This window comes from Paenibacillus sp. FSL F4-0236 (assembly GCF_038000135.1).
Taxonomy (GTDB): domain Bacteria; phylum Bacillota; class Bacilli; order Paenibacillales; family Paenibacillaceae; genus Paenibacillus_AQ.
This window is the reverse complement of sequence record NZ_JBBOBK010000001.1, coordinates 1,441,792-1,463,515: the sequence shown is the minus strand read 5'-3', so window position 1 is coordinate 1,463,515 and position 21,724 is coordinate 1,441,792. Positions and strand designations below refer to the sequence as shown.

The window sequence follows — 21,724 nt, the reverse complement described above, 5'->3', positions numbered from 1 at the left end:
CTAAAGATTCGCCTCCACTTCTGCTCTTGTCGGCATGCCACCTTGTGCACCAAATTTAGTAACGGATAAGGAAGCCGCTCTATTGGCAAACTTTACACTATCCAGAATGGAGCTGCCTTCAGCTAAAGCAACTGCAAATGCCGCATTAAAAGTATCTCCAGCTCCGGTCGTATCTATAGCGTTCACTTTGTAAGTAGGAACCAGAATTTCTTGTTCTCCATCGTAAAATCGTACGCCATTGCTTCCTTCTGTTATAAACAGCTTGTTGGGATACTTCCGTAAAGCATCTGTAGTACTCATCCCAGGGAATAAAATCGTACATTCATGTTCGTTCGGTGTCAGATAGGTGGCATTTTCTATAATCGTGTCACTGATGGGACGAGCAGGAGCTGGATTAAGCAGCATAGGTACATTGAATTTATGGCAAAGCTCACTTACATAAGACACCGTTTCTTCGGGTATCTCTTGTTGGATTAGCACCATATCAGACCCTTTTATAGCATCAAGTGCTCGCTCAACCAACTCAGGAGTGACTAAATCATTAGCTCCTTTTACAACGATAATGCTGTTATCACCTTCTGCTAAAATGATGTGAGCTGTCCCGCTTTCGATATGTGTAACCGGTTCCACATTGGTTGTAAGAACCCGATTTCTCTTAAGATTCTCCATGATTTCCGTACCATAGAAATCTTCACCTACACAACCAACCATCGTAACTTCTGCGCCCAAACGTGAAGCAGCTACAGCTTGATTCGCTCCCTTGCCTCCTGGAACGGTAGCGAAGCTCTCTCCAAGAACAGTTTCCCCTGCGTGAGGTCGCTTGGATGAGGTCACCACCAAATCCATTGAACAACTTCCGATTACACAAATTTTAGCCATGTCCATCAACCTTTCTTATGTTGTCATCTATTCTTTTCTTCTTGTTGTTTCCCGCTCCACAAAGCTAACGGGTAATTGAATGATTTTATCTTCTACTTTATCTTGCTCAATTAACTTAATAAGTAAACCAGCTGCTTCACGGCCCATGTCATGTGCAGGCTGACGGATAGTGGATAACGAAGGCGACAACAGGCTGCTGAGTGGGATATCATCGAATCCAATGATTTGGAGATCCTGTGGCACTCTTTTACCTAAGCGATGTGCTTCATGAATAACAGCTGTCGCCACGATATCATTACTGGCAATTACACCATCTGTATCTATATATTTATCAAACAACTCTACAGCCCATTGTTCCGCTTCCGTGTGGGAGAAGGATGAAGTCTGGATCACTTGATAAGTGATTCCCATTTCATCAAGTACTTCAATTGCACCTTGAAATCGATCTTGCGCCGGTTTAATATGCGCCGGTCCTTGCATAACTGTAATTTTGGTGCTTCCCCGTGCAATGATTTCTTGAGCAGCAAGGCGTCCGCCTTTTCTGCCATCTGCATATACGGAGGGACTGTCATTAGAAGTACGGTCAAGAAATACAACCGGAATTTTCAAATTAGAATAAATATCTTTCTCGGGAAAATTGGTTGATGAGATCATGCCAATGACATTATTTTGGATAAAGGTTTGAATATAATCCAATTCCTTTTCCTCGTTCTCATCACTATTACCAAAGATTATTCGATAACCATGCTCCTGCATCCGATCTTCTATCCCACGTGCTAATTGCGGGAAGAATGGGTTCGTAATGTCAGGCAATAGAAGTCCTATTAATTTGGATTTCCGTTTATACAATGACCTTGCAACCTCATTAGGGGTATAATTCATTTCTTTGATAGCTGCCTCAACTTTTTTTCGAGTATCGATATTCACATAACCAGATTCATTTAACACCCTAGAAACGGTTGCTACCGACACTCCAGCTATTTTTGCAACATCTTTAATTGTCATCATGATTCATTTCATCCCCCAATGTGTAACCGGTTACATGTATTACATTAATTAGATTATCATAAAACCGTTTTCATTACAAATCTTTTTTCGTTCCAATATATAACAAAAGATATCGATTGAACTCGCTATCCTTTGTGAGGCTAATAAACCAGTTCACAATCATGGTGTTCCCAGACATCAAATAAATTACCATCCAGATCTTCAAATACAAAAAACTTCCCATACTCACCTTCATCGCTAATGTTTCCGACTTTCACATCTTCAGAACTCAAATTGTTATGAAGTGATACGACAAATGTTTCACAAACCAAGCTGCAGATTTCTCCAAGTCTTTAACTGGGATCACATTATATGCAATACCTAAAATTCTTCCAACCTCCATCGAATACCTCCTTGACCTTAGACTTTTGTCTACTAAAGATCTCTAAAGTCTTTTATCAGCAAATCGATTTAATAGTTTGATTGTATTAAAATGCATCCCTTCATGGTAAAGCGTGAAATTTATGAATTCTCCGATTGTATTTAAAGTTAATCCACTACCCGTTGTAAGAGGGGTTACTTGCTCACTTAAGCGATTGTGCATAGCTTCCTGAATACGTTTGGGTTGCTCCGAAAGCATCTCAATTAACACTTCAAGTGTTGGTGGTTTCTCGCTCCACTCTGCAGGTTTAGTACCTTTTGCAAATAATCGTTCAAAGCTTTCCGGCAATTGCATAAGCTCCCTAGCGGAATGAAAAGCGAACTTCTCTTGCACCAAATAAATATGTCCCAAGTTCCATCTAACGTTGTTATTAAAGCCCTGTGGAATGATATCTAGTAGTTCCTCGGAAAGTTCTTCAACTGCACGAACAGTAACACTACGTACAAATTCAATTTGTTTGAACACGATTGGCTCCATCATGGCCCCTCCTATTTTTTATCCATAGTTTACCATGCACGACAACCGAATCCTAGCAGTTAGTACGAATTGTAAAATATCCCTTTACAAAAGAAAATGAATGGTTTATTTTAACATTAAGTCATCATTAAATATTAGTCGTATCATCCCAACATTTAAATTCTATAACGAGAAATATCGGAGGTTATGATGGAAGATAACATGAAAGATACCTTACTTTCGAACATAAAATTTGCGTACAACGAAGCTTTGGAATTCATTGTTTCTATGGGAATGATTGCTTGTGAAGAGCAGTTGCTTAAGGCAGCTGAGGATTACAAACTTGAAATGGACCCACAAGCGTTGTCTTATCATAAAGATGCACGAGCACGGTTGTCACCTCACTCCTACCGAGAACTTCAGTTTTTTTTCCAGTACAACTTTTTTCATAAAGCACTCGATTTTGCTTTCTATGAATCCATTTGCACTTGTCCAGAACCACAAACAGCTGAAGCATGGATAAATCGACTGGAAAAGAGTCCTGCAGAAAAGGTAGTCGCTGAAATGGTATATGGTGTGTATTACGATAAATTAGATGAGTTGCTAGAAGGAAACGATTGGGAAATCGTCAAGAAGGATACCCGCTTAATGGCTGAGCTTGTGGCAAGAACAAAACCGCAGCTGGATGTGATTGAAGCGCAGGGGCCATTACTAGAGTGCCTTGCTTATCCCGAAGAAACTAAGCTACGTTATATGCAGCTCTTAAACCAGTTCTACAAGGATGTCTTTTCACTTTGGAAAGAGGAGTTAAAAAGGGAGTCTGAACAAGCCTCTCAGCGTTATGAAGGTTTGTTCCTAGCGAATCCTGAAAGATTCATTCGTGATATCAACAAAAATGAACCTGCAGTTTATGATGTTCCCACTACTTTTCATGTCAGCTTTTTCTCACAAGTTGGGAATCATGTTCTCTTCTTTTACGCAGGAAGTTCTCGTATCGCTTGGGTTATATTCGGCATTTTTAATGATCATGTATTCGGACCAGCTGCTGATCGAGAGAAAACTGAACTTTTTTTAAAAGCATTCTCGGATAAACGACGTTTAGACTTCTTGCTGCTCTTAAGGAATCGCCCTCACTATGGACAAGAAATTGCATCAGCACTTGGCATAACGCCCGCGGCAGTAACTTATCATGCCAACTTCCTATTCTTTTTAGACCTTATCGAACTAAAAAGAACCGATCATCGATTATATTACCATCTTCGAATGGATAAATTGAGAGAATTACTTGCCGTCACCACAAAAGTCATGCTCGATGAGGAACCTCCTATCTTTTAAGTGAACCACAGCAAATTAAAACCATAGTGGGGAGGGTCTAAATTGAATGGATCTACAAACATAGAAGTAGACTCGATCAAAAAATCCAAAGTAGTTTCTAACACTTTTATGCGTTTACTGAAACTTGGAAAACCCTATTTAGGCTGGTACCTCATATTATGTCTCTTAGCTGCCGTCGTTTCCCTTGCAACAGTTGGGATAGCCGAATCTTTACGACGTATAATCAACGCTGCTACGAATCAGAACATGTCCTTTTTGATGTCTGGTGCTATCTTTGCTCTAGTAATCGTTATTGTAGATGCTTTAGCCAGCTTCTTATTGACTTATTTATCAGGTGTGCTTGAATTCAAGTCGACCTCCAAGCTTCAGGTATCACTGCTAGCTAGATTATTAAACGTACAGATGAAAGATTTGGATCGTTATCATTCTGCTGATCTCATTAGTCGTATCAATGATTCTGCCCCAGCTGCTCAGCAAGGTATCAATCAGAAGACCATTGAACTATTCAGTAATCTGATGCAAATTACATTTCTCCTAACTTATCTGCTCTCACTCCAATATGTCTTAACGCTCGGAACTATATTGATTTGCTCGCTTGTTCCACTTGTGATGATTCCCTTCACTTCCCGCCTACGTTCCATGCACGAGCAAAGACAGCAAATTGAAACCGCTCAACAAATGTTTATTCAAGATACGGTACAGGGTGCTGAGGTTGTGCGTGCCTTCTCCCTTGCACCTAAGCTGCATAATCAATTCACACAACGTGTTAGGCAATATTTCAACATTCATTTACCTGTCACACGCTTAGAAGCTGTGGGCTATAATATGCCCTTTGCCGTTATTCTTAGTGGATTGCTATATGTTCTCTCCTACGGCGGATATCTAGTTATCCAAGGGAGATTGGATGTGGGAGCAGTGGCGGCATTTCTGATTTGTTTCGAGCAAATTACAAACCCTGTATCAAAGCTGGCTAATCTATGGACAGAATTACAAGCCTCGCTGGCGCAAGGTAAACGATTGTTTGAAGTCATTGATTTACCAGAAGAAGACGCAAGCCGTGAATGTAATCAGGAAGATTCTCATAATGAAACGCCGATGAATAACAACCAAGCAATTAGTGGCTTGTACCCTATCACCTTTGAGAATGTAGGTTTTCATTATGGTAATCATCAAGTATTAACTAAAGTTAATCTAACCATAGAACCAGGTAAAGTAACTGCGTTTGCCGGTCCTAGTGGCAGTGGGAAAAGCACCCTCCTTCAATTAATACTCGCAACCTATGAACCTAATGAAGGGGTCATCCAATCTGGTAAGTTGCCGTTAAGCAGCATTCCCCCTCGGTCTTGGCGTAATCATTTGGCTTATGTTTCTCAAGAGCCTTATCTATTCACTGGAACTCTATATGAAAATATTGCATGGGGAAGACCTGACGCAACCTATGAAGAAATTATTAAAGCAGCAAAAAGTGCGGGGATACATGAATTTATTATGAGAACCCCACTTCAATATCAGACTTCTATTGGGGAACGGGGCCATACCTTATCTGGCGGCGAAAGGCAGCGGCTATCTATTGCCAGAGCGTTTGTCCGAGCGCCTAAGCTTCTCCTTCTTGATGAACCCACAGCTGCACTTGATAGCCATAATGAGGAGATTGTCGGCCAGGCCCTGCAAGAACTCATGCATGATCGTACAACGGTTGTTATCGCGCATAGACTATCTACCATCAGAAATGCAGATCACATTTATTATATGGAGGCGGGTTCTATTGTTGAAGCTGGGACTCATCTGGAGTTAATGACTTTACAAGGTCAGTATTACAATATGGTTGAGACCTCAATGAAGAAGGCTGATATTTCTACTCTGGTCAGGGAGGTAGAGATATGAATGAGATGGAATCCAAGAATCTAAAATTGGGGTATGCTCTGCGTAGATTAATCTCTTACGCTAGCCCTTATCGAATTGGATTTATTGTGGCTGTACTCCTGCTCTCTGCTAAACTCGTAATGGACATAGGATTTGCAGCCATTCAGCAAGTATTTATTGATACGATCAACAACGCCAATATGGATGCATTAACACGTATAACTGTAATCTGTGCCATTGCTTGTGTCATCATTATCTGCTGTCTTATGGTGCAGCATTACTTCCGCTTTGTTATGCAAAGTCGGATGGCTTGGGATATTCGTGCGAAGCTGTTTGATAAAAGTCACCGACTTCCATTCCGTTACCTTCAGTCCATGCATTCAGGTGATTTGACTTCTCGTAACACTAAGGATGCAGGGATGGCCATGGGGATGATAAACAGCATCGTATACGATCTAGGCTATAATCTACTTCTCTGTTTCATTTCCTTTCTATATTTGGCTAAAATGGATGTCTGGATCGCCCTGTTAGCTCTTGGATCGGGTCCCCTTGTTTTTCTTTCCGGACGTTTCTTTGATCGCAGATTACGAAAATTATCTACTCAAATATATGCAAAAGAGGCGGAATTACGAGGAATCTTACAAGAAACGCTTCAAGGAATGAAGGTCGTAAGAGCCTTTTCGCTTGAAGAAACTCTCTTAAATAAATATGCGTTAGAACGTGAGCAGTTAAGAAGAATGCAGCTGCGAAAATCGCTTCTAAATGGTCTCTTATGGCAATCTTCTGCCTTTATCAACAATCTCGTAATGGTGACATGCGCCGCTTTAATTGCGTTATCAGCTCTAAGTGGCGGAACATCAGCAGGTGAAGTACTCGCTTTTATTATTTTGATGGGTAGGGTTCAATGGCCTTTTGTCCATATGTCTCAAACATGGGGAGGTGTCCAGGAGGCTTTAGGTGCAGCTGACCGCGTATTCGATATACTTGATGCACCTGATGAAGGAGCTACTCATCCTTTGCCAGAATCCAGCTCCTCAACATTCGCTTCCGTAGAGGTAGCTGCATTACAAATAGAGGATGTCCACTACAACTATTCGGGTAAAACGGATAATGAAGCCTCCCTATTTACAGGGCTTAATATTCATATACAACATGGAGAAACTATCGCGGTTGTCGGGCCAAGCGGGTCAGGGAAGACGACGCTCGTTCGATTATGTAATGGACTTTATGAGCCTACTGCAGGAAGCATCACGGTTTATGGAAAGTCTGTACATGATCAGCTTGAAGAAGCACGAGCAATGATTACCTATGTTCCCCAAACCCCTTATTTGTTCTCAGGAACTATACGAGACAATATCGCCTTCAGTACTAGTACAGCTAGCGAAGAGGATATTCGAGAAGCCGCTCGGCTCGCAGGTGCAGAAGAGTTTATTACGAAGATGCCCCATGGTTATGACACTATCCTAGGTGAACATGGATCGACTTTATCTGGTGGACAAAGACAACGCATAGCCATTGCCAGAGCTTTTCTTCGTGATGCTCCACTCCTACTTCTAGATGAAGCAACTTCCGCACTCGATAACGAATCTGAGCGAATGATTCAGCAATCTCTTGATTTGTTAATGAAGAATCGAACCACATTGGTTATTGCACACAGACTATCCACCATACGTGAAGCATCTAGAATTATCGTATTAAATCAGGGTTCGATTGTTGAGGAAGGTACACATGAGTCTTTATTAGAAATGAATGGGCTATACTCACAATTATATAACATTCAATTTAAATCTTCTGAAGCAGAAGACATTAGTGCACCTGAGTTGCTTCAATTACATTCCAATCTTTGATCTCAGTTCAATGCATACATCGTAATTCATAAGTTATTTTAATCAAGGTGTATGCGTTGGAACCGAGTATAAGTTATCCTCTTCTTTTAATCGTTTCATGACGAGCTTAATAAATGACTGGATATAGCTTTCTTGAAGCTCTTTCTTTCTGTGGCTCATCCATATCGAATGCTTAGAGACTACATTTTCCACTTCGACCTTGGCTAACATACCCTGATCAAGATAAGGCTTTGCTAACAACGCAGATACAAAACTAATCCCATAACCGGCAATCACGGCTTGAATAACCTCATTTACTCCATTAAATTGCAGTTCGATCTTCGGTTGTTGTACCTTTCTTTCTTCACATAATTGTACAATTCTCTCTCTGGCTGCACTACCTTCCTCCCTCATAATAAATGCCTCAGCCATCACTTCCTCAAAGCTAACCTCCTGCTTGGCTAAAGAATGATTTGAAGAAACTACGAACACATACTCGTCCTTGTACAACTCCCGATGTTCGAACACCCCTGTATGATGAGAAGGAAACGCCATATCACTATAAATCGCCACGTCTGCTTCAAAGTTATTTAATTGTTCCATGACTTCATGAGAATTAGCAGTAGAGATCTGAATTTTAACCTCCGGAAAAGATTGTTTGTATAATGATGCCCACCGGGGGATGAGTATGCTTGTGGCCAGGTAATTACCTGCAATCCGAATATGGCCCGCAGGAAATTTATGATAATCCTCAATAATCTGCTGTACCTGTTCACCCATAGCAAATAACTTTTCAAGTGGTTCGATCAGTTTTCTCCCAATCGGTGTTAGCACCATTCTCTTTCCTATGACCTCTAATAATACGATATTATTCTCCCGTTCAAATTTGCGGATCTGCGCTGATATAGCGGGTTGACTGATGTGCAAACGTTCAGAGGCTTTGGTCACACTCCCTGTTATTGCAACATAATAAAACAATTTTAATACATGATAGTTCATCCTGATTTCTTCCTAACTATATAAAATATAATCATATTTAACGGACCTTCGGCTTTCTTATTATAACTATACATTATGAATATTAACTATTATATATTGTTTATTTATAATTATTTATCTTATACTTACAACTATTCAAAAGGGAGGTTTCGTTAATGAAAGAGACAGTATTATTTTTAACCCGTCACGGGCAGACCGAATGGAATTTGCAGAAAAGAATGCAAGGACATCAAAATTCAGCGTTAACAACCTTGGGTGAACAGCAAGCGGAATGGTTGAGAGAACGTTTGGAAGGTGAGAATTTAGGAGCCATTTATTCTAGTACTAGTCCAAGAGCATTGCATACTGCGCAGATTTTACGAGGAAATCGGAGTTTACCGATTCAACAGCAAGCTTCATTAATGGAAATTAACATGGGCATTTGGGAAGGAATGAACACAGATCAGATTGAACAAGAATATCCATTACAGTACAATCATTTTTTCACCAGACCTGATCTTTTTATTCCTCTAGCCCCAGGTGAGACCTATAGTCAGCTTGAACAAAGAGTAACGCCGACTATTGAGCGTATCATTAACGATAATGAAGGACATGAGGTACTTATTGTCACGCATCGGATGACCCTGAAAGTCATTATGGCTCATTTTCTCAATAAATCATTGCAGGAATTAGGGGAACTACCGGATATTCTCTCTACAGCATTGTGTAAAGTAACCCTAACTGACAACAATACAACTATCGATCTGTACGGCGATACTTCACATTATCAATGAATCCTTCTCAAAAATAAAAAAGGAAACTCCGATTTAATGGGGTTCCCTTTTTAGACTTCAATTTTAAATTTCCACACTTTTGATTGTAAAGCTGCGGACCTTCATCCATTTTCCTGAAATAAATTCGTCAATTGTTTTCGTCTTCGGTCTAACACAAAAACGATGCTTGCTCCCTTTATCAAAACCAACCGCTTCAAAAATCAGGCCGTCACCTATTTGCTCCTTAAAGAACACTTGCTTAAGTCCCAATCTATTTAACATTTCAAGCTTTACACTTTCGATATATGTGCGTGAATACTCCTTAGACATATGTGTTCCTCCTAGTAGTGGTAGTAATATTATAAATTCAATATTAAGAAAATCAACCGAAGATCACATAATCACAAAAAGAAAAAAGCCAACCCATAGTCTATGGATTGGCTTCTACTGTATAAGTTGATTACGAAATTATTTAACTTCTGTTGTTCCAGTCACTTTTCCATCAATAACAGCTGATGTTTTCAGATCTTCGCTCGCGAAGTAGAGGTTACCATCAATAGTGGCGGTTTCAGGCAGAGTAAAGCCTTTCGCTTCTACATAAACATCGCCTTTAATCGTTCCGCCTTCAACTTTCAAATTCTCACTTTGTACTGTAAACTTTGGTACGGTTAGTGTATAAGTAGCAGTGATCTTGTGATCAGCATCTTGCGAATAAAGGGCAATCTTACGGTAGATATCGCCATCTGCGGCTCCTTTATTACGGAATTCTCCAGCTACAACAACCTCATCAGGAATCGTTACATCATTTAGAATCGCAACAATCCAGTTTCCATCTTTGCTAACAGCCTTAGTAAATGCATCTGCTTGATTCACGATCGAAGCTGTAGTGACGGCATCTGTCTGCTCAGCAGCCGGAGCTGAAGTTGCCGCCGAATTAGTTGCTTTATCCTCATTTGCTCCACAACCTGCCAATACTGCTACCGAAACCCCAGCCACTAAAATCATTTTAAATAGTCTCATTTTCGATTCCCCCTAATTTTGATTATGAATTAATTATATATTAAAATTCTTAATAATTAAGTGAATAATTTCACAAATTTGTGTCAGTATCTAAAGCGGTTTCACAGAGCGCTCTCTTCCCGATTAAGATTCGTTCCCATTAGTCACACCTCTTCTCGCTGACTGATTTAGGTTCTTAAATCTATTTACCCAAATTATAAAAATGAACACAAGCATCATTTGCTTCTTGGTATAAAGTCAATCGTTGACTCTATTCAAGTGTTAATGATAATATTTGGAAATAAATATCTCAGCAAGGGAGAAGTTTACTGGTGAAAAAGACTACAATGAAAGACATCGCGCTACAAGCTAATGTCTCCGTTGCGACTGTAAGCTATGTTCTGAACCGCGTCGATAACCAAACCATTCCTGAGAAGACCCGCAATCAAATTCTGTCACTTGCCGAAGAACTTCATTACATTCCTAATCTAGCAGCCCGTTCGCTTGCCAATAAAAAAACGGGATTAGTAGGGGTACTTGTCCATAATTCTGCTTATATGCCACCTTGGAAACTCTATGCCCAATTCACATTTATTCGTGCTTTGGAACAGCGTTTAACGGATGCCGGATATCATACGCTGCTATATTCTCTTGGTACTGACCATCCTTCTCTGAATATCATCGTTGAAAGAAAGCTCGAAGCCGTCTTTCTGATCGATGTGCACGATGAATCCTTCTATTCGATTTCCAAACATTTTGTAGAAGGTATCCCCTTGATTTTGATCGACAGCATGATTGAAGATAAGCTGTTTAAGCAAGTTCTTTACAATTATCGTTCAGCTCTACGGAAGGTAATGCCGGAGGATCTTTCACAGGTTTGTTTAATTATGGAGAGCTTCAATAACTCCCTGCTCACTAACTTTATCCAAGATAGTCTTCCTTTACCTGAGAAAGCAATATTCAAAGTTCAAAATATGGAAGAATTGAATACAATCTTATCGGAGGGGATCTACAAAGAGGCCATAGTTATTAATGAGTTTATCGGAAGTTGTGTTGAAAAATCCGGGGTATTCGCACGTCTTTCTGTTCTATGTACCTGTAATTGCCCAGAAATGCTTGGAGAAGACGTTCAGAAATTCATATTCACTGGGGATAAATCAGCCACTGCTTTTGAACTAATGCAGGAGTTGTTACATCGTCCTGACTACTCCAAACAAGAGAATAATCGTTATTTTGTTGATTAATTTTTTTTCGATATTCACTTAAGCGTTTAAGTCGAGAGGAGAGTTTCCAATGACAGATCCTGTATTAGCAAAACATGCATCTACCACCGCTCAATCCTATCCAACCCTTTGGGGAAACCGGAGATTTATGCTGCTACTCAGCTCCTATTCCATTTCTTTGTTTGGAAATACCTTTCACAGCATTGCTTTAAGTTTATGGGTACTTCAGACGACCGGAAGCGCTAAAATGATTGCCATTATTACGATAATCAATCTATTGCTCAGTTCTTTACTCGGATCGATAGGAGGCACACTCGCAGACAGGATCAATCGCAGAACCATTATGTTAATCACTGATTTGATAAGCTGCGGTCTAGCAGTTACGCTTGCTCTGGCCATTTCCATGTCTTCTACATCATTCATTATCGTGGCTATATTAACGGGACTTACGACAGTCTCAGCATTATTCCAATCTCCTGCGTATCAAGCTTCTATTACTACTGTTGTTGGTAAAGAACATGTGCAAAAAGCGGTCGGGATTCTGAACCTGTCGGAGAACATCTGTAGGACGATTGGGTATTCGGCTGGAGGTATTTTTGTAGCAAGTTTTGGAGCGGCAGATGCCATATTATTTGATGGAGCTACATTTTTCGTTTCCTTTCTACTAGTTCTTGCTGTCCGCTCCCTTCCACTCCCAAACCGAGTGAATACCGGACCTAAAGAAGAAAGAAAATTCACACAGGATCTTGCGGATGGCGTTCGTTATATTTGGAGATACCCCTTCGCCCGAGCAATAATCATCATGCTCCCCACGCTCACTTTGTTCTTTATGCCTTCACTGATGCTAACGCAAGTTATGGCCGTCAAAGTATGGAATTCTAGTCCCTTTCAGTTTGGACTCATGGAAGCCTGTATTCCACTAGGTTATATGATTGGTTCCAGCATGATCTTGTTTCTCAGCTCCAAATTAAAGAATCGCGGCTTCTTTATCATGACTGGACTGCTATGTCTGGGTCCCCTGTACCTCCTGTTATCGTTCGTCACTACTGCTGCCTTAGCCATTCCCATCATTCTTCTTATTGGCTTTATGTTCTCATTCTGTACATTGCTGATAAATACCATCCTCAGGCTGGAAGTTTCGGAGGATATACAAGGTAGAGTCTTCGGTGTACTTGGGTCCATTATGAGTGTAGCACCCTCACTTGGTCTTACAGCCGTTTCATTCCTGTCCGATCACTTCAGTCCAGCCCCTGTCATGGGTTCCATCGGAGTCCTGCTACTACTATTTGCTTTATTAACCTTGACCAAGTTAAAGGTGATTCGAAATTATAAGTAATTTTAGAACATATCTTATGACCGTTATCGCCCGTTTTTCCTAATAACGCGCCTATTATGAAGCTCGATCAGTAATTGAACAACTATAATGATCAATAGAAAGATTCCCACGACACCTGTTAAAAATGGATAAATTAGAGGGAAAAATACACTTGGATAACTTTTAGTAATATCCGAATAGTAGCCCATACCCATAAGTGATGTACCCGAGAACTCGATAAGCTTCACCCCTAGATGATTGTCACTTCTTTGAGCATAACTCAGCACCTTTTCTTCTATACTGCCATCATGTGAGATCGTGATTATTTTCCATTTTCTCTTTTCCATCGGCTGACTATCATCTGTAAGTCTTTGGACTATATTAATTTCTTTCTCGCCAGTCTTTCGATCCGTAACAGTGAGAATATCTATCCATGAGAAATATCTGCTTCCTCGTTCCCGATTAGACAGCCATATTTCATCAGCGGTTGAGATTTTTTGACCATTTAATAAAAACTGAACTTTCACAATATCTCCAGGCGGGACACTCTCCTCTTCATCCCAAAGGGTCAATTCTGCTTTCCTGCCTGTATTTTCTTCTTGGATCTTAATATGCTTATCATCAACCGTTAGTTCTTGAACGTTTAACGTGTTATACCCTTTCTCAGCATGGTTGATCTCATAACGCTGATTGATTTGATCTGAAATCAAATACTCACGGATATAGTTGAACAATGGGCTGAAAGAAATCGCTAGCAAGAAAAATGAAATCACCGATAAATAAATTATTTTTTTCATAATGAATCCTTGTGAGCGATCGTCAGCTTGAAATTTTGTCTTGAGCCACCTTCGAGGCCATTTGGAACCCCATCCTGCATAGGAAAGAAACCAAACTTCTGATAAAATCTTCTAGCAGGTTGACCCTCTGGATGATCCTCACCAAATGTAGTAACGAATATCTCTGCTGGGGTTTCGATACTTTCGAGAATATTGTTAAGAAGGGCTGTCGCAACTCCTTTATTTCTCTCTATGGCTGAAACAGATAACCAACCAATCTTGTAATTAGGGGCATTGGATGAAGAGAATAACACAGCTCCAAGTAATCTTGAACCTGGCGAACCATTGTTTTCTCGTACACAAAAAGCGCTTTGTCGACTGATATTTTTTTCTAACGCTAGAGTGAAATTCGGATCATCTACCATCGGCCCAAAAAGGGACTCCACCTCTGCCGCCAGCTCCAGCCATCCTCTTATATCCTCCATAGTAGCGTTTACTACATTCATATATAAGTTCTCCTTTAGTAGTCTTGGTTACACCATTCGATACACTGAGGAATAAAGTGATCATAGTCATTTAAAGCAGTGATTGTATTTATTACTTCACGGGTTCCAAGCTCTCGCTCCGCATCATCTGTACTCTCCAGTCCGAGTGATCGTCTGACATTATAAGCTAACCATTCTAGCTTCCCATGAAAACCATAGTTTAGCACGTCGGACCAGTTAGCATAAATCTCGCCACCTTGCTCCCGATAGGTACTAATGAGCGTGCAGAAAGCATCTTTGCTTACACTTCCCGATTCAAAGCCTGACCAATAAAGGGCTACATCTATTAGCTCTTGGGTTGGATGGATAGGTCCTGCTGCTTCCCAGTCAATAATAATGGGTATCTGATGCTCATCCCATAGTACATTTTTTTGATCTAAATCCCGATGGCTGATAATCATATGATTTAATAATTGTTCCGCTGAAGAATCTACAAGTTGTTCCCAATGATTTATTTGGTTCAGGTTATCTAATAGCAAGCTAGACCATTCCAAACCATCCTGTTTTGCTTTTAGTGCATATTCATTCCAACGAACAGTGGATGTATTTACTGCCTCAAGATTTTCATTAGGATGATGATCAAGAAGTGTAGCGAAATCGATCTTATGAATTTTAGCAAGGTTTTCGCCAATCTTTTTACAACACCCTATATTAATACCTCCTGATGGCAATGCCTTACCTTCGACCCATGGAAATAATAAATAGAATTGACCCTCGAATTCATGCATAAAACTATCTTTGGACACGATAGCTGGTACTGCATTTATCCCATTTTGATAAGCCATATTTGCAACCTTTTCAGAAAGAGTATAGTTGTTCATGGCTGTATCCCGATGCATAATTTGAGGATTTAGAGCTTTCACTGCATAGAGCGCTTTGTCCGTTTGTAGACGATACATTCTGTGTAGAAGACCACCTGTTACCTGTTCTGGTTCATTTTTTAAATGACCTAACCCGTATTTTGCACATAGCATTTCGAAATTTAAGTTATAATTCAGATTTCCCATGTTATGTATCCCTTTCCTATCAATCAGAATCCCAATTTCAATAACCAAGCCGACAACTTCTCTTCCCGCTCTTTTAAGTCCCCATTTATGCGATTGAATTTACCAAGCCATTGCTCAGAAGCTATGCTGCCATCCAGCATATACAGGACACGTTCTGCCTGAGCAGCGACTTTCGCATCATGTGTAGCCAGTAGAATCGTTGTACCCGTCTGATTAATATCTATTAATATCTCCATAATTTCACTAGCAGCTTTAGAGTTCAGTGCACCTGTTGGCTCATCACCAAATAGAATATCAGGCTCATTGATGATTGACCTGCAGATCGCTGCTCTTTGCAGTTGTCCACCCGACACTTGTGTAATATCACGCTCAGCGAGTGCGGAGATTCCGGTTTTTTTCATTAACTCAGCGGCTCTGTTATTGATGGTTCTACGACTAACGATTTTAGCTCGATAAGCGGATAAGATGATATTGTCCCGAATAGTCAGGTTTTTTAAAAGATGCATCTGCTGAAAAATAAATCCCATTTGATTTAAACGCAGTTCAGCTAATTCACTCTCAGAAAGACCACTGATGTCCTGCCCTTTAAAAACAACACTTCCTGAAGTCATCCGGTCCATACCGCTGATCGTATAGAGCAATGTTGATTTCCCTGAGCCAGAAGGCCCCATTATAGCTACGAATTCTCCCTTTGATACCTGTAGATGAACATCTTTTAATACCGTCTGCGGGGTTCCTTGCCCGGTTACAAAGGTTTTATTTAAACCCTTCGTCTCTAATATGAACATACTACCACCTCACCCTCATTCGACAATCAGTTTAGATAAATTGGATTTCTTCATCGATATCGTGCTTACTACGGTTGTGAGTGCTACAATGAGCATGAAAAAAAGAGGGAGAACAAGATAAGCTATTACCGGATTAACTACAAACTGTATTTGGGATGCTCCCATAAAGGATCCGAGTAATTGAGTGAATTTTTGACCGATGGTATTAGCTGCAAAGGTTCCGAGAATGATTCCAAGACCAGAAACCAGTAGTAGCCTTACCTGATATTGCTTTCGAATATCTTCTAACGTAAAGCCAATGCTTCTCAAAATTGCAATTTGCGAGACGTCCTTCGCTAGAAGCATTTTTAGAAATAAAGCTGTAATCAATACTGAAATTGATATCGAGATGGCAATGGATAAGCCAGTGACCAGCTTTAATTGGCGAATCGTATTCCCGAGCGTCTGAGATAAATAGCTTTCTAGATGAGTAACTTTGGCTGGATAAAATAACTTTGCATATTGATCCATTTTCTCCTGAACGGAAACATTCGGATTCACATCTAAAGCTACGATATACCATAGCACGGACTTCGGGTCATAAGGTAATCGGGCTTTTGCAGTTCGACCTCCATTCGTTATATCTTGGTAGATCCCGCTAACCGTCAATTTTTTCGAAGTGCCATCTACCTCCAAAAGAACGCTATCCCCAACCCTTTTGTTCCATTCCTTGGCATTCAGATCAGAAAGGGCAATCTCATCCCCACTTTCAGGGGTTCCTCCGTTAACATAGGTGAGCGGAAAAATAGAGAAATCTCCTGTTTCAACATTAATATTCTCCCATACGCCATCGCTGCCTAGCACTTTAAATCGAGAAGTAATTAATGGTGAGAATTTAGCTATATCGGAGTCCTTATTTAGCGTCGTTATCAGTTCATTAAATCGCTTCTCTATTTGATCAGATGGCTGTAAATCGATTCTCATGTCACTCTGACCTACACCCATATAAGAAATAAACCGAGGGGACTGAAGGGTATTCAATATATTCACTGGCACAAGAATGATAAACAGACAGATCACAAATACGAAGAATAGCAATCCGAACATGGTGAAGCGTCCATAAACATCCTTTAGGCCAAGAAAAACATTCACATTTATATGCCTGCGCTTACTCAGCACTACTCTACTTTTATTACCTTTCAACTCTCCCACAGTCCCTGACCTTAAAGCCTCTACTACTGTTATACGATTAAACCTTCTAAGAATAACTCTGCAAAAGAACACAATCATGCCGAAGATCAAACCGACCGCTAAGACTGGAACAATAGGCTGAAGTATCGTTTTCGGAGCAGTCCCCAAGTACAATGTGATATTCGCTGTAAATAATCGCACCACACCCAAAGATAATAAATATCCTAGCAGTGAAGCGCATGCTGCCATAACCATATATTTTGCCAAATAGATCCTTCTAATATCTCGCTGTGAAATCCCAATTGCTTTCATGACGCCAATCTCTCTATAATCCTCCTCTAAGGTCGCGATCATCGTGAACCTTAAACATAGGACGGCAATAATCAGAAGAAGGATACTTACCAAAATAATGACAACTGCAATAATCCCATCTGTCAGCGCATTCAGCGTCTTAAACAAAGGATAGTCTATCATTGGTCCTTTACCGGGCATATCTGAGGATTGATAGGTATTCCGGAACTCGCTAAGTCTACTTAAATCGGTGATTTGAAATTCAATTAAGTACTCAACTTCTCCATGGTTCTTCTTAAGTACATTATAATCCGTGTCATTTACGACAAAGCGCTTTGAGCTAACAATTGCGGGATTCATTTGGATGTCTCGAACAAAATCCGTAACCATAAATTTTTGATCTAACTGTCCATTGGAAAGGGTAACCTGATCACCAATGTTCAGATCATTCTGCTTCATATAATAAATAGGAACTGCGATTTCTCCTTCAGCTACCCTAATCACTTGATTCTCTAAATTCAGCAGCAAATCAAATGATGGGTTCTGCTTAACAAAACCTATATCCATTACGCTGTTCTCTTCCGACTTATTGCTGTTACCCAAGACAATCTGCGAGCCATCTATCCTTAGCATTTCTACTGTTTGTTGATTCTTAACAAGAGGATTTGTAGAGGCGAATTTTTGAATACCTGCGTTATCTATTGGACCAGAATGCATTTGAACAAAATGGGGAGCCTTTGATTTATCCAGCAAATTACTTAAAGAACCGGACAATTCCATAATGACTTGAGAAGCACAAGCAGCAAGTAACGCCGATAACATCATAAAAATAAATAAGACGATCGTTATGATTTTATTTCTTTGAAAATCTTTTTTCACAATTTGTAGCAGCATTGACGATCTCTCCCCTACGTCTCATTCATCCTCCCTGCACGGACCTTACTCAAACATTTGCGTTACGTAGGAAAAGCTTCCTTTTTCAGCTCCCAACGTAGTCTCCATAATATAAATAAAGCTCTGAATTTTGAGAATGATCTCTTCCGGCTGCCACTTGAAAATCCCTTCATCCAATAAAAATTGTGAGGCAACCAACAGAAATTCCATCGTTTCTTTTGGATAAGGACAGTGGAACAAGCTCTCCTCGATTCCCTGCTCAATCACCTCTGTCAACACAGGTGTTAGCTTCAAAATAGTTTCAGCCAAGCTTTTCTGATGGATTAGTGCATTCTCAGCTTGATGAAACTGTTCAATCATGTGACCTTTTCTCTCCGAATCAGGTTTCTGTGCCATTATGATTTGTAGTAGCTTTTCATGTACGGAGAGCTTTGAATCAGCAGCAATGATCTTCGCAATGTCCACTCCAGCATCGATGAATCGTGTGACCACTGCTTCCATAACCTCCTCCTTCGACTTGAAATAATAGTAGAACGTGCCCTTGGCAATCCCGATCTCCTGCAAGATGTCGTTCACTGTAGTTCTCGCATAACCTTTCGTAAAAAAAAGCATTTCTGCCTTATCTAATATTTCATTTCTGCGTTCTTCCGCTTCTTTGGAAATTCTCATTTATTCTGAGTCCTCCTTTTTATAGACCGACCGTCGGTCTATTACATTTAAATACATTTAAATACATTTAATACATCATGTCAATGATGTTCCAGCAAATTGGACAAAAGAAAAAAGGTAACCTCCAAAGAATGAGGTTACCTTAATGTGCAGTCAGTATAATCAGGAGACATTTTTGCGCTTTAGGTATGATACACATTGCTGAACATGCCGGACATGATTCCAGTAATTGGAAATACTGCCCAGTTGACGTCCCAGCGTCCATAGACAAAGCCCGTAAACAGAAAAATCGCCGTCGCCAACGGCCACAACACAGCCCTCTCACAAATTGTTCTTTTCCCTTCTACTTTGCATCGATATGTGGCTCATTCAGTAGCTTCGTATAAGTTTCTTGGATATTTCCATAATAGACGAACAAGAACACCGCAGTTGCTGCAATCACCAGAAAGGCAGAAACTCCATAAGCAGCGAAATCATCGTTGAAATACGAAGTTGCGAAGATAAAGGTCGGCGACAGCACACAAAGACAGACGCCCACAATCAAAGCAAGGCGATAAGTCGGAGCATAAAGGGCTTGACTGCGCTGAAGCGCCGTTTTGAGCGCATAAGGTAGCTGAAAGCCTTGCTCTAGACTTTCGAAGCGCTCGAGTTTCATGCCGCTATAAATGAACATCCCAACGGCCACAGCGACCAGCACGAACATTCCGACCATCCCCAGCATCGAACCTTTATCAGCCATATCAGCATTATTTTCAAACAATGTACTAAGAGTAATCAACAGCGCCACCCCGCATGCGCAGAGAAAAACACCGAGACCGGTCCATAATCCAGAGCTACGTTTAGCAGCCGCATAAGCATAAACCTCTTCTTCACTAAGCATGGGCACAGTCTTCTCCTGTCCGGCTGGACGGATGCCTAGCTCAGCAGTCAGCTCCTCAATATTGCCGAATTCCGAAATAACGATACCGATCGCCTCATTCTCAGACTTGCCATCCCGCTTCAGCTCCAGGTACTTATCTTCCATCCCGGACAGCAGCTCCTGCTTCAAATGCTCCAGTTCCGGAGTCTTCGGCAGACCCGCAAACATATTATCCAGATATACTATGATCGTCTCCATGCACTATCACCACTCCTTGATAAATTGGTTTACAACTTCCTGCGTAACCTTCCATTCCTCACATTTTTCTCGGTAATAGGCGAGACCCAGTGGGGTAATCCGGTAATATGTGCGCCGCTTGCCAAGACTCTCATCCAGATAAAAGGATTCAATGTATCCGTTCTTCTCTAGCCGGGTAAAGGCGGAATACAGCGTTGTCTCCTTCATGACATACTTCTCTTGAGTCAGCTGCCTAATATTCTTAGAAATCTCGTACCCGTAGGATTCCCCATCGAGCAGCATGTAGAGGATCATCGTATCATTGTAACCACGTATAACATCACTGCTGATCAAAAATGGTACCCCCTATGATTACTTCATCTGTCGTAGTAGTTGCAGTATACCATAATTACTACGACAGATGAAGTAGTTGCGAAAAAAAATAGGCAAAAAAATCTAAAAAGCATAAAAAAAGAGAATTGCTCTATGTGAGCAACTCTCCTCAAATCAGCTAGTCTCTTGAATTTTCAAAAATCTGATCAATCTTCTCTTTCGCACCTTCCCAGGAGGTCAATAATGGAAATCCATATTGTTCACGGGCTCTCAAATTCCATGGATGCGGAATACAGAGTACTTTCCTTCCGTCCTGCAATGCAGGAACCAAGTTGTGAACCCCGTCATCGATCAGAAGATCATAATTAATAAGATTCTTTCGTTTACATGGGAAGAAATTTTCGATGGGAATAAACGGCATATGCTTCTGCAGCCAGTTCCATTTTTCAACAACTGCATTGGGCTGGGCCGCCGTAACAATAATAACATCATAAGCATTGTGTAGCTTCTCCATTTCACCTACAACATGCTCGTCGAATAATTCAAGCTCCTCATATAAACCAGGCCGCCCATAGAATACATCTTGTGTACAATCTGGATGACGTAAATGATCCGTATTCCAATCAAGCATTTCCTCGTACTTCAGTACATGAGTGGGGAAATCATTGTTGTTATGGTATATAGCTCGTTTGACCAGATGGCATATCGTGTCATCCATATCAACTGCAATTATAGGCTTTCTCATCTGTGTCCCCCATATGTTTTTTTATATTACTATTTAAGTATACACAATATAATTACTGTTTTCGTCTTGAGTTAGTTAAATTTCAATTTAATGTTTTTTAAACGCCTCTACGCATCTTTGACAGATACAGGCTTTACCACTCAGTTCCAAAGGTACCCTTTCTAGTAGTTCTGCAGGAATTTCCGTATGAAAACACCAACAATCACCACTATTAGCACCACAATGATTTAATTCTTTACATAAAGGACAATACCGTTGTTCAACTTGTTTATTTTTTATTTCCAAAGCTTCTACTCCCCCATACGATTAAACATTTCTCTTCTATTTAGTTACC

22 protein-coding genes are annotated in these 21,724 nt (G+C 40.5%); 6 read left to right on the top strand and 16 right to left on the bottom strand.

Annotation, left to right across the window (positions count from 1 at the left end; genetic code table 11):
• From rbsK to NSQ29_RS06650, 3 genes are all read right to left on the bottom strand, one after another.
• Complete coding sequence (rbsK, locus tag NSQ29_RS06660) at window positions 1-879, bottom strand: ribokinase (RefSeq protein WP_339271728.1); 879 nt, start codon at window positions 877-879, stop codon at window positions 1-3.
• A 27-nt stretch (window positions 880-906) separates the two neighbouring features.
• Window positions 907-1,887 carry a LacI family DNA-binding transcriptional regulator gene (locus NSQ29_RS06655; protein WP_042189849.1) on the bottom strand — a complete coding sequence of 327 codons (981 nt, stop codon included), beginning with the start codon at window positions 1,885-1,887 and terminating at the stop codon, window positions 907-909.
• Window positions 1,888-2,311: 424 nt separating this feature from the next.
• Entirely contained in the window at window positions 2,312-2,788 is a 477-nt protein-coding gene (locus NSQ29_RS06650) for a DinB family protein (RefSeq protein WP_305953493.1), read from the bottom strand.
• A gap of 183 nt (window positions 2,789-2,971) precedes the next feature.
• Here NSQ29_RS06650 and NSQ29_RS06645 point away from each other — a divergent pair, with 183 nt between their 5' ends.
• Genes NSQ29_RS06645 through NSQ29_RS06635 form a run of 3 tightly spaced genes read left to right on the top strand, consistent with a single transcriptional unit; the run spans window position 2,972 to window position 7,809 of the window.
• Complete coding sequence (locus NSQ29_RS06645) at window positions 2,972-4,099, top strand: helix-turn-helix domain-containing protein (RefSeq protein WP_143759557.1); 1,128 nt, start codon at window positions 2,972-2,974, stop codon at window positions 4,097-4,099.
• Window positions 4,100-4,141: 42 nt separating this feature from the next.
• Window positions 4,142-5,983: an ABC transporter ATP-binding protein gene (locus NSQ29_RS06640; protein ID WP_341124615.1), complete on the top strand. Its 1,842-nt coding sequence runs from the start codon at window positions 4,142-4,144 to the stop codon at window positions 5,981-5,983.
• Window positions 5,980-7,809 carry an ABC transporter ATP-binding protein gene (locus tag NSQ29_RS06635; protein WP_341124614.1) on the top strand — a complete coding sequence of 610 codons (1,830 nt, stop codon included), beginning with the start codon at window positions 5,980-5,982 and terminating at the stop codon, window positions 7,807-7,809. The genes NSQ29_RS06640 and NSQ29_RS06635 overlap by 4 nt, the downstream gene beginning before the upstream one ends.
• A gap of 42 nt (window positions 7,810-7,851) precedes the next feature.
• Here NSQ29_RS06635 and NSQ29_RS06630 read toward each other — a convergent pair whose 3' ends face one another.
• Window positions 7,852-8,787: a LysR family transcriptional regulator gene (locus NSQ29_RS06630; protein ID WP_341124613.1), complete on the bottom strand. Its 936-nt coding sequence runs from the start codon at window positions 8,785-8,787 to the stop codon at window positions 7,852-7,854.
• A gap of 155 nt (window positions 8,788-8,942) precedes the next feature.
• Between NSQ29_RS06630 and NSQ29_RS06625 the strand changes: the two genes are divergently transcribed.
• Complete coding sequence (locus tag NSQ29_RS06625; RefSeq protein ID WP_339242465.1) at window positions 8,943-9,560, top strand: histidine phosphatase family protein; 618 nt, start codon at window positions 8,943-8,945, stop codon at window positions 9,558-9,560.
• Window positions 9,561-9,623: 63 nt separating this feature from the next.
• On the opposite strand, the gene NSQ29_RS06620 is transcribed toward NSQ29_RS06625, so the two are convergent.
• Together NSQ29_RS06620 and NSQ29_RS06615 are read right to left on the bottom strand one after the other, a co-directional pair.
• Window positions 9,624-9,869 carry a hypothetical protein gene (locus NSQ29_RS06620; protein WP_042189863.1) on the bottom strand — a complete coding sequence of 82 codons (246 nt, stop codon included), beginning with the start codon at window positions 9,867-9,869 and terminating at the stop codon, window positions 9,624-9,626.
• A gap of 138 nt (window positions 9,870-10,007) precedes the next feature.
• The gene (locus tag NSQ29_RS06615; RefSeq protein ID WP_341124612.1) at window positions 10,008-10,559 is read right to left on the bottom strand and encodes a polymer-forming cytoskeletal protein; all 552 of its coding nucleotides are present in this window, start codon (window positions 10,557-10,559) and stop codon (window positions 10,008-10,010) included.
• 311 nt (window positions 10,560-10,870) lie between these two features.
• Here NSQ29_RS06615 and NSQ29_RS06610 point away from each other — a divergent pair, with 311 nt between their 5' ends.
• Both NSQ29_RS06610 and NSQ29_RS06605 read left to right on the top strand, forming a co-directional pair.
• Window positions 10,871-11,782, top strand: a complete 912-nt coding sequence (locus tag NSQ29_RS06610; protein WP_076286597.1) for a LacI family DNA-binding transcriptional regulator — start codon at window positions 10,871-10,873, stop codon at window positions 11,780-11,782.
• Window positions 11,783-11,831: 49 nt separating this feature from the next.
• Entirely contained in the window at window positions 11,832-13,097 is a 1,266-nt protein-coding gene (locus NSQ29_RS06605) for an MFS transporter (RefSeq protein WP_341124611.1), read from the top strand.
• Between the two features lie 23 nt (window positions 13,098-13,120).
• On the opposite strand, the gene NSQ29_RS06600 is transcribed toward NSQ29_RS06605, so the two are convergent.
• From NSQ29_RS06600 to NSQ29_RS31495, 10 genes are all read right to left on the bottom strand, one after another.
• Entirely contained in the window at window positions 13,121-13,873 is a 753-nt protein-coding gene (locus tag NSQ29_RS06600; RefSeq protein WP_341124610.1) for a hypothetical protein, read from the bottom strand.
• Window positions 13,870-14,358, bottom strand: coding sequence for a GNAT family N-acetyltransferase (locus NSQ29_RS06595; RefSeq protein ID WP_341052895.1), 489 nt, complete (start codon window positions 14,356-14,358; stop codon window positions 13,870-13,872). Before NSQ29_RS06595 ends, NSQ29_RS06600 begins: the two co-directional genes overlap by 4 nt.
• 14 nt (window positions 14,359-14,372) lie before the next feature.
• A complete protein-coding gene (locus tag NSQ29_RS06590; protein ID WP_076300555.1) occupies window positions 14,373-15,404 on the bottom strand; it encodes an aminoglycoside phosphotransferase family protein in 1,032 nt (343 codons plus the stop codon).
• 23 nt (window positions 15,405-15,427) lie between these two features.
• Window positions 15,428-16,192, bottom strand: a complete 765-nt coding sequence (locus tag NSQ29_RS06585; RefSeq protein ID WP_042189875.1) for an ABC transporter ATP-binding protein — start codon at window positions 16,190-16,192, stop codon at window positions 15,428-15,430.
• Between the two features lie 15 nt (window positions 16,193-16,207).
• The gene (locus NSQ29_RS06580; RefSeq protein ID WP_341124609.1) at window positions 16,208-18,547 is read right to left on the bottom strand and encodes an ABC transporter permease; all 2,340 of its coding nucleotides are present in this window, start codon (window positions 18,545-18,547) and stop codon (window positions 16,208-16,210) included.
• Between the two features lie 45 nt (window positions 18,548-18,592).
• Window positions 18,593-19,216, bottom strand: a complete 624-nt coding sequence (locus NSQ29_RS06575; RefSeq protein ID WP_340971341.1) for a TetR/AcrR family transcriptional regulator — start codon at window positions 19,214-19,216, stop codon at window positions 18,593-18,595.
• Between the two features lie 343 nt (window positions 19,217-19,559).
• Window positions 19,560-20,333, bottom strand: a complete 774-nt coding sequence (locus NSQ29_RS06570; protein WP_339797222.1) for a permease prefix domain 1-containing protein — start codon at window positions 20,331-20,333, stop codon at window positions 19,560-19,562.
• 6 nt (window positions 20,334-20,339) lie between these two features.
• Entirely contained in the window at window positions 20,340-20,666 is a 327-nt protein-coding gene (locus tag NSQ29_RS06565) for a PadR family transcriptional regulator (protein WP_042189881.1), read from the bottom strand.
• Between the two features lie 157 nt (window positions 20,667-20,823).
• Entirely contained in the window at window positions 20,824-21,390 is a 567-nt protein-coding gene (locus NSQ29_RS06560) for a 5' nucleotidase, NT5C type (RefSeq protein WP_042189883.1), read from the bottom strand.
• A gap of 87 nt (window positions 21,391-21,477) precedes the next feature.
• Entirely contained in the window at window positions 21,478-21,675 is a 198-nt protein-coding gene (locus tag NSQ29_RS31495) for a cysteine-rich CWC family protein (protein ID WP_197071231.1), read from the bottom strand.
• Window positions 21,676-21,724: the final 49 nt, after the last annotated feature.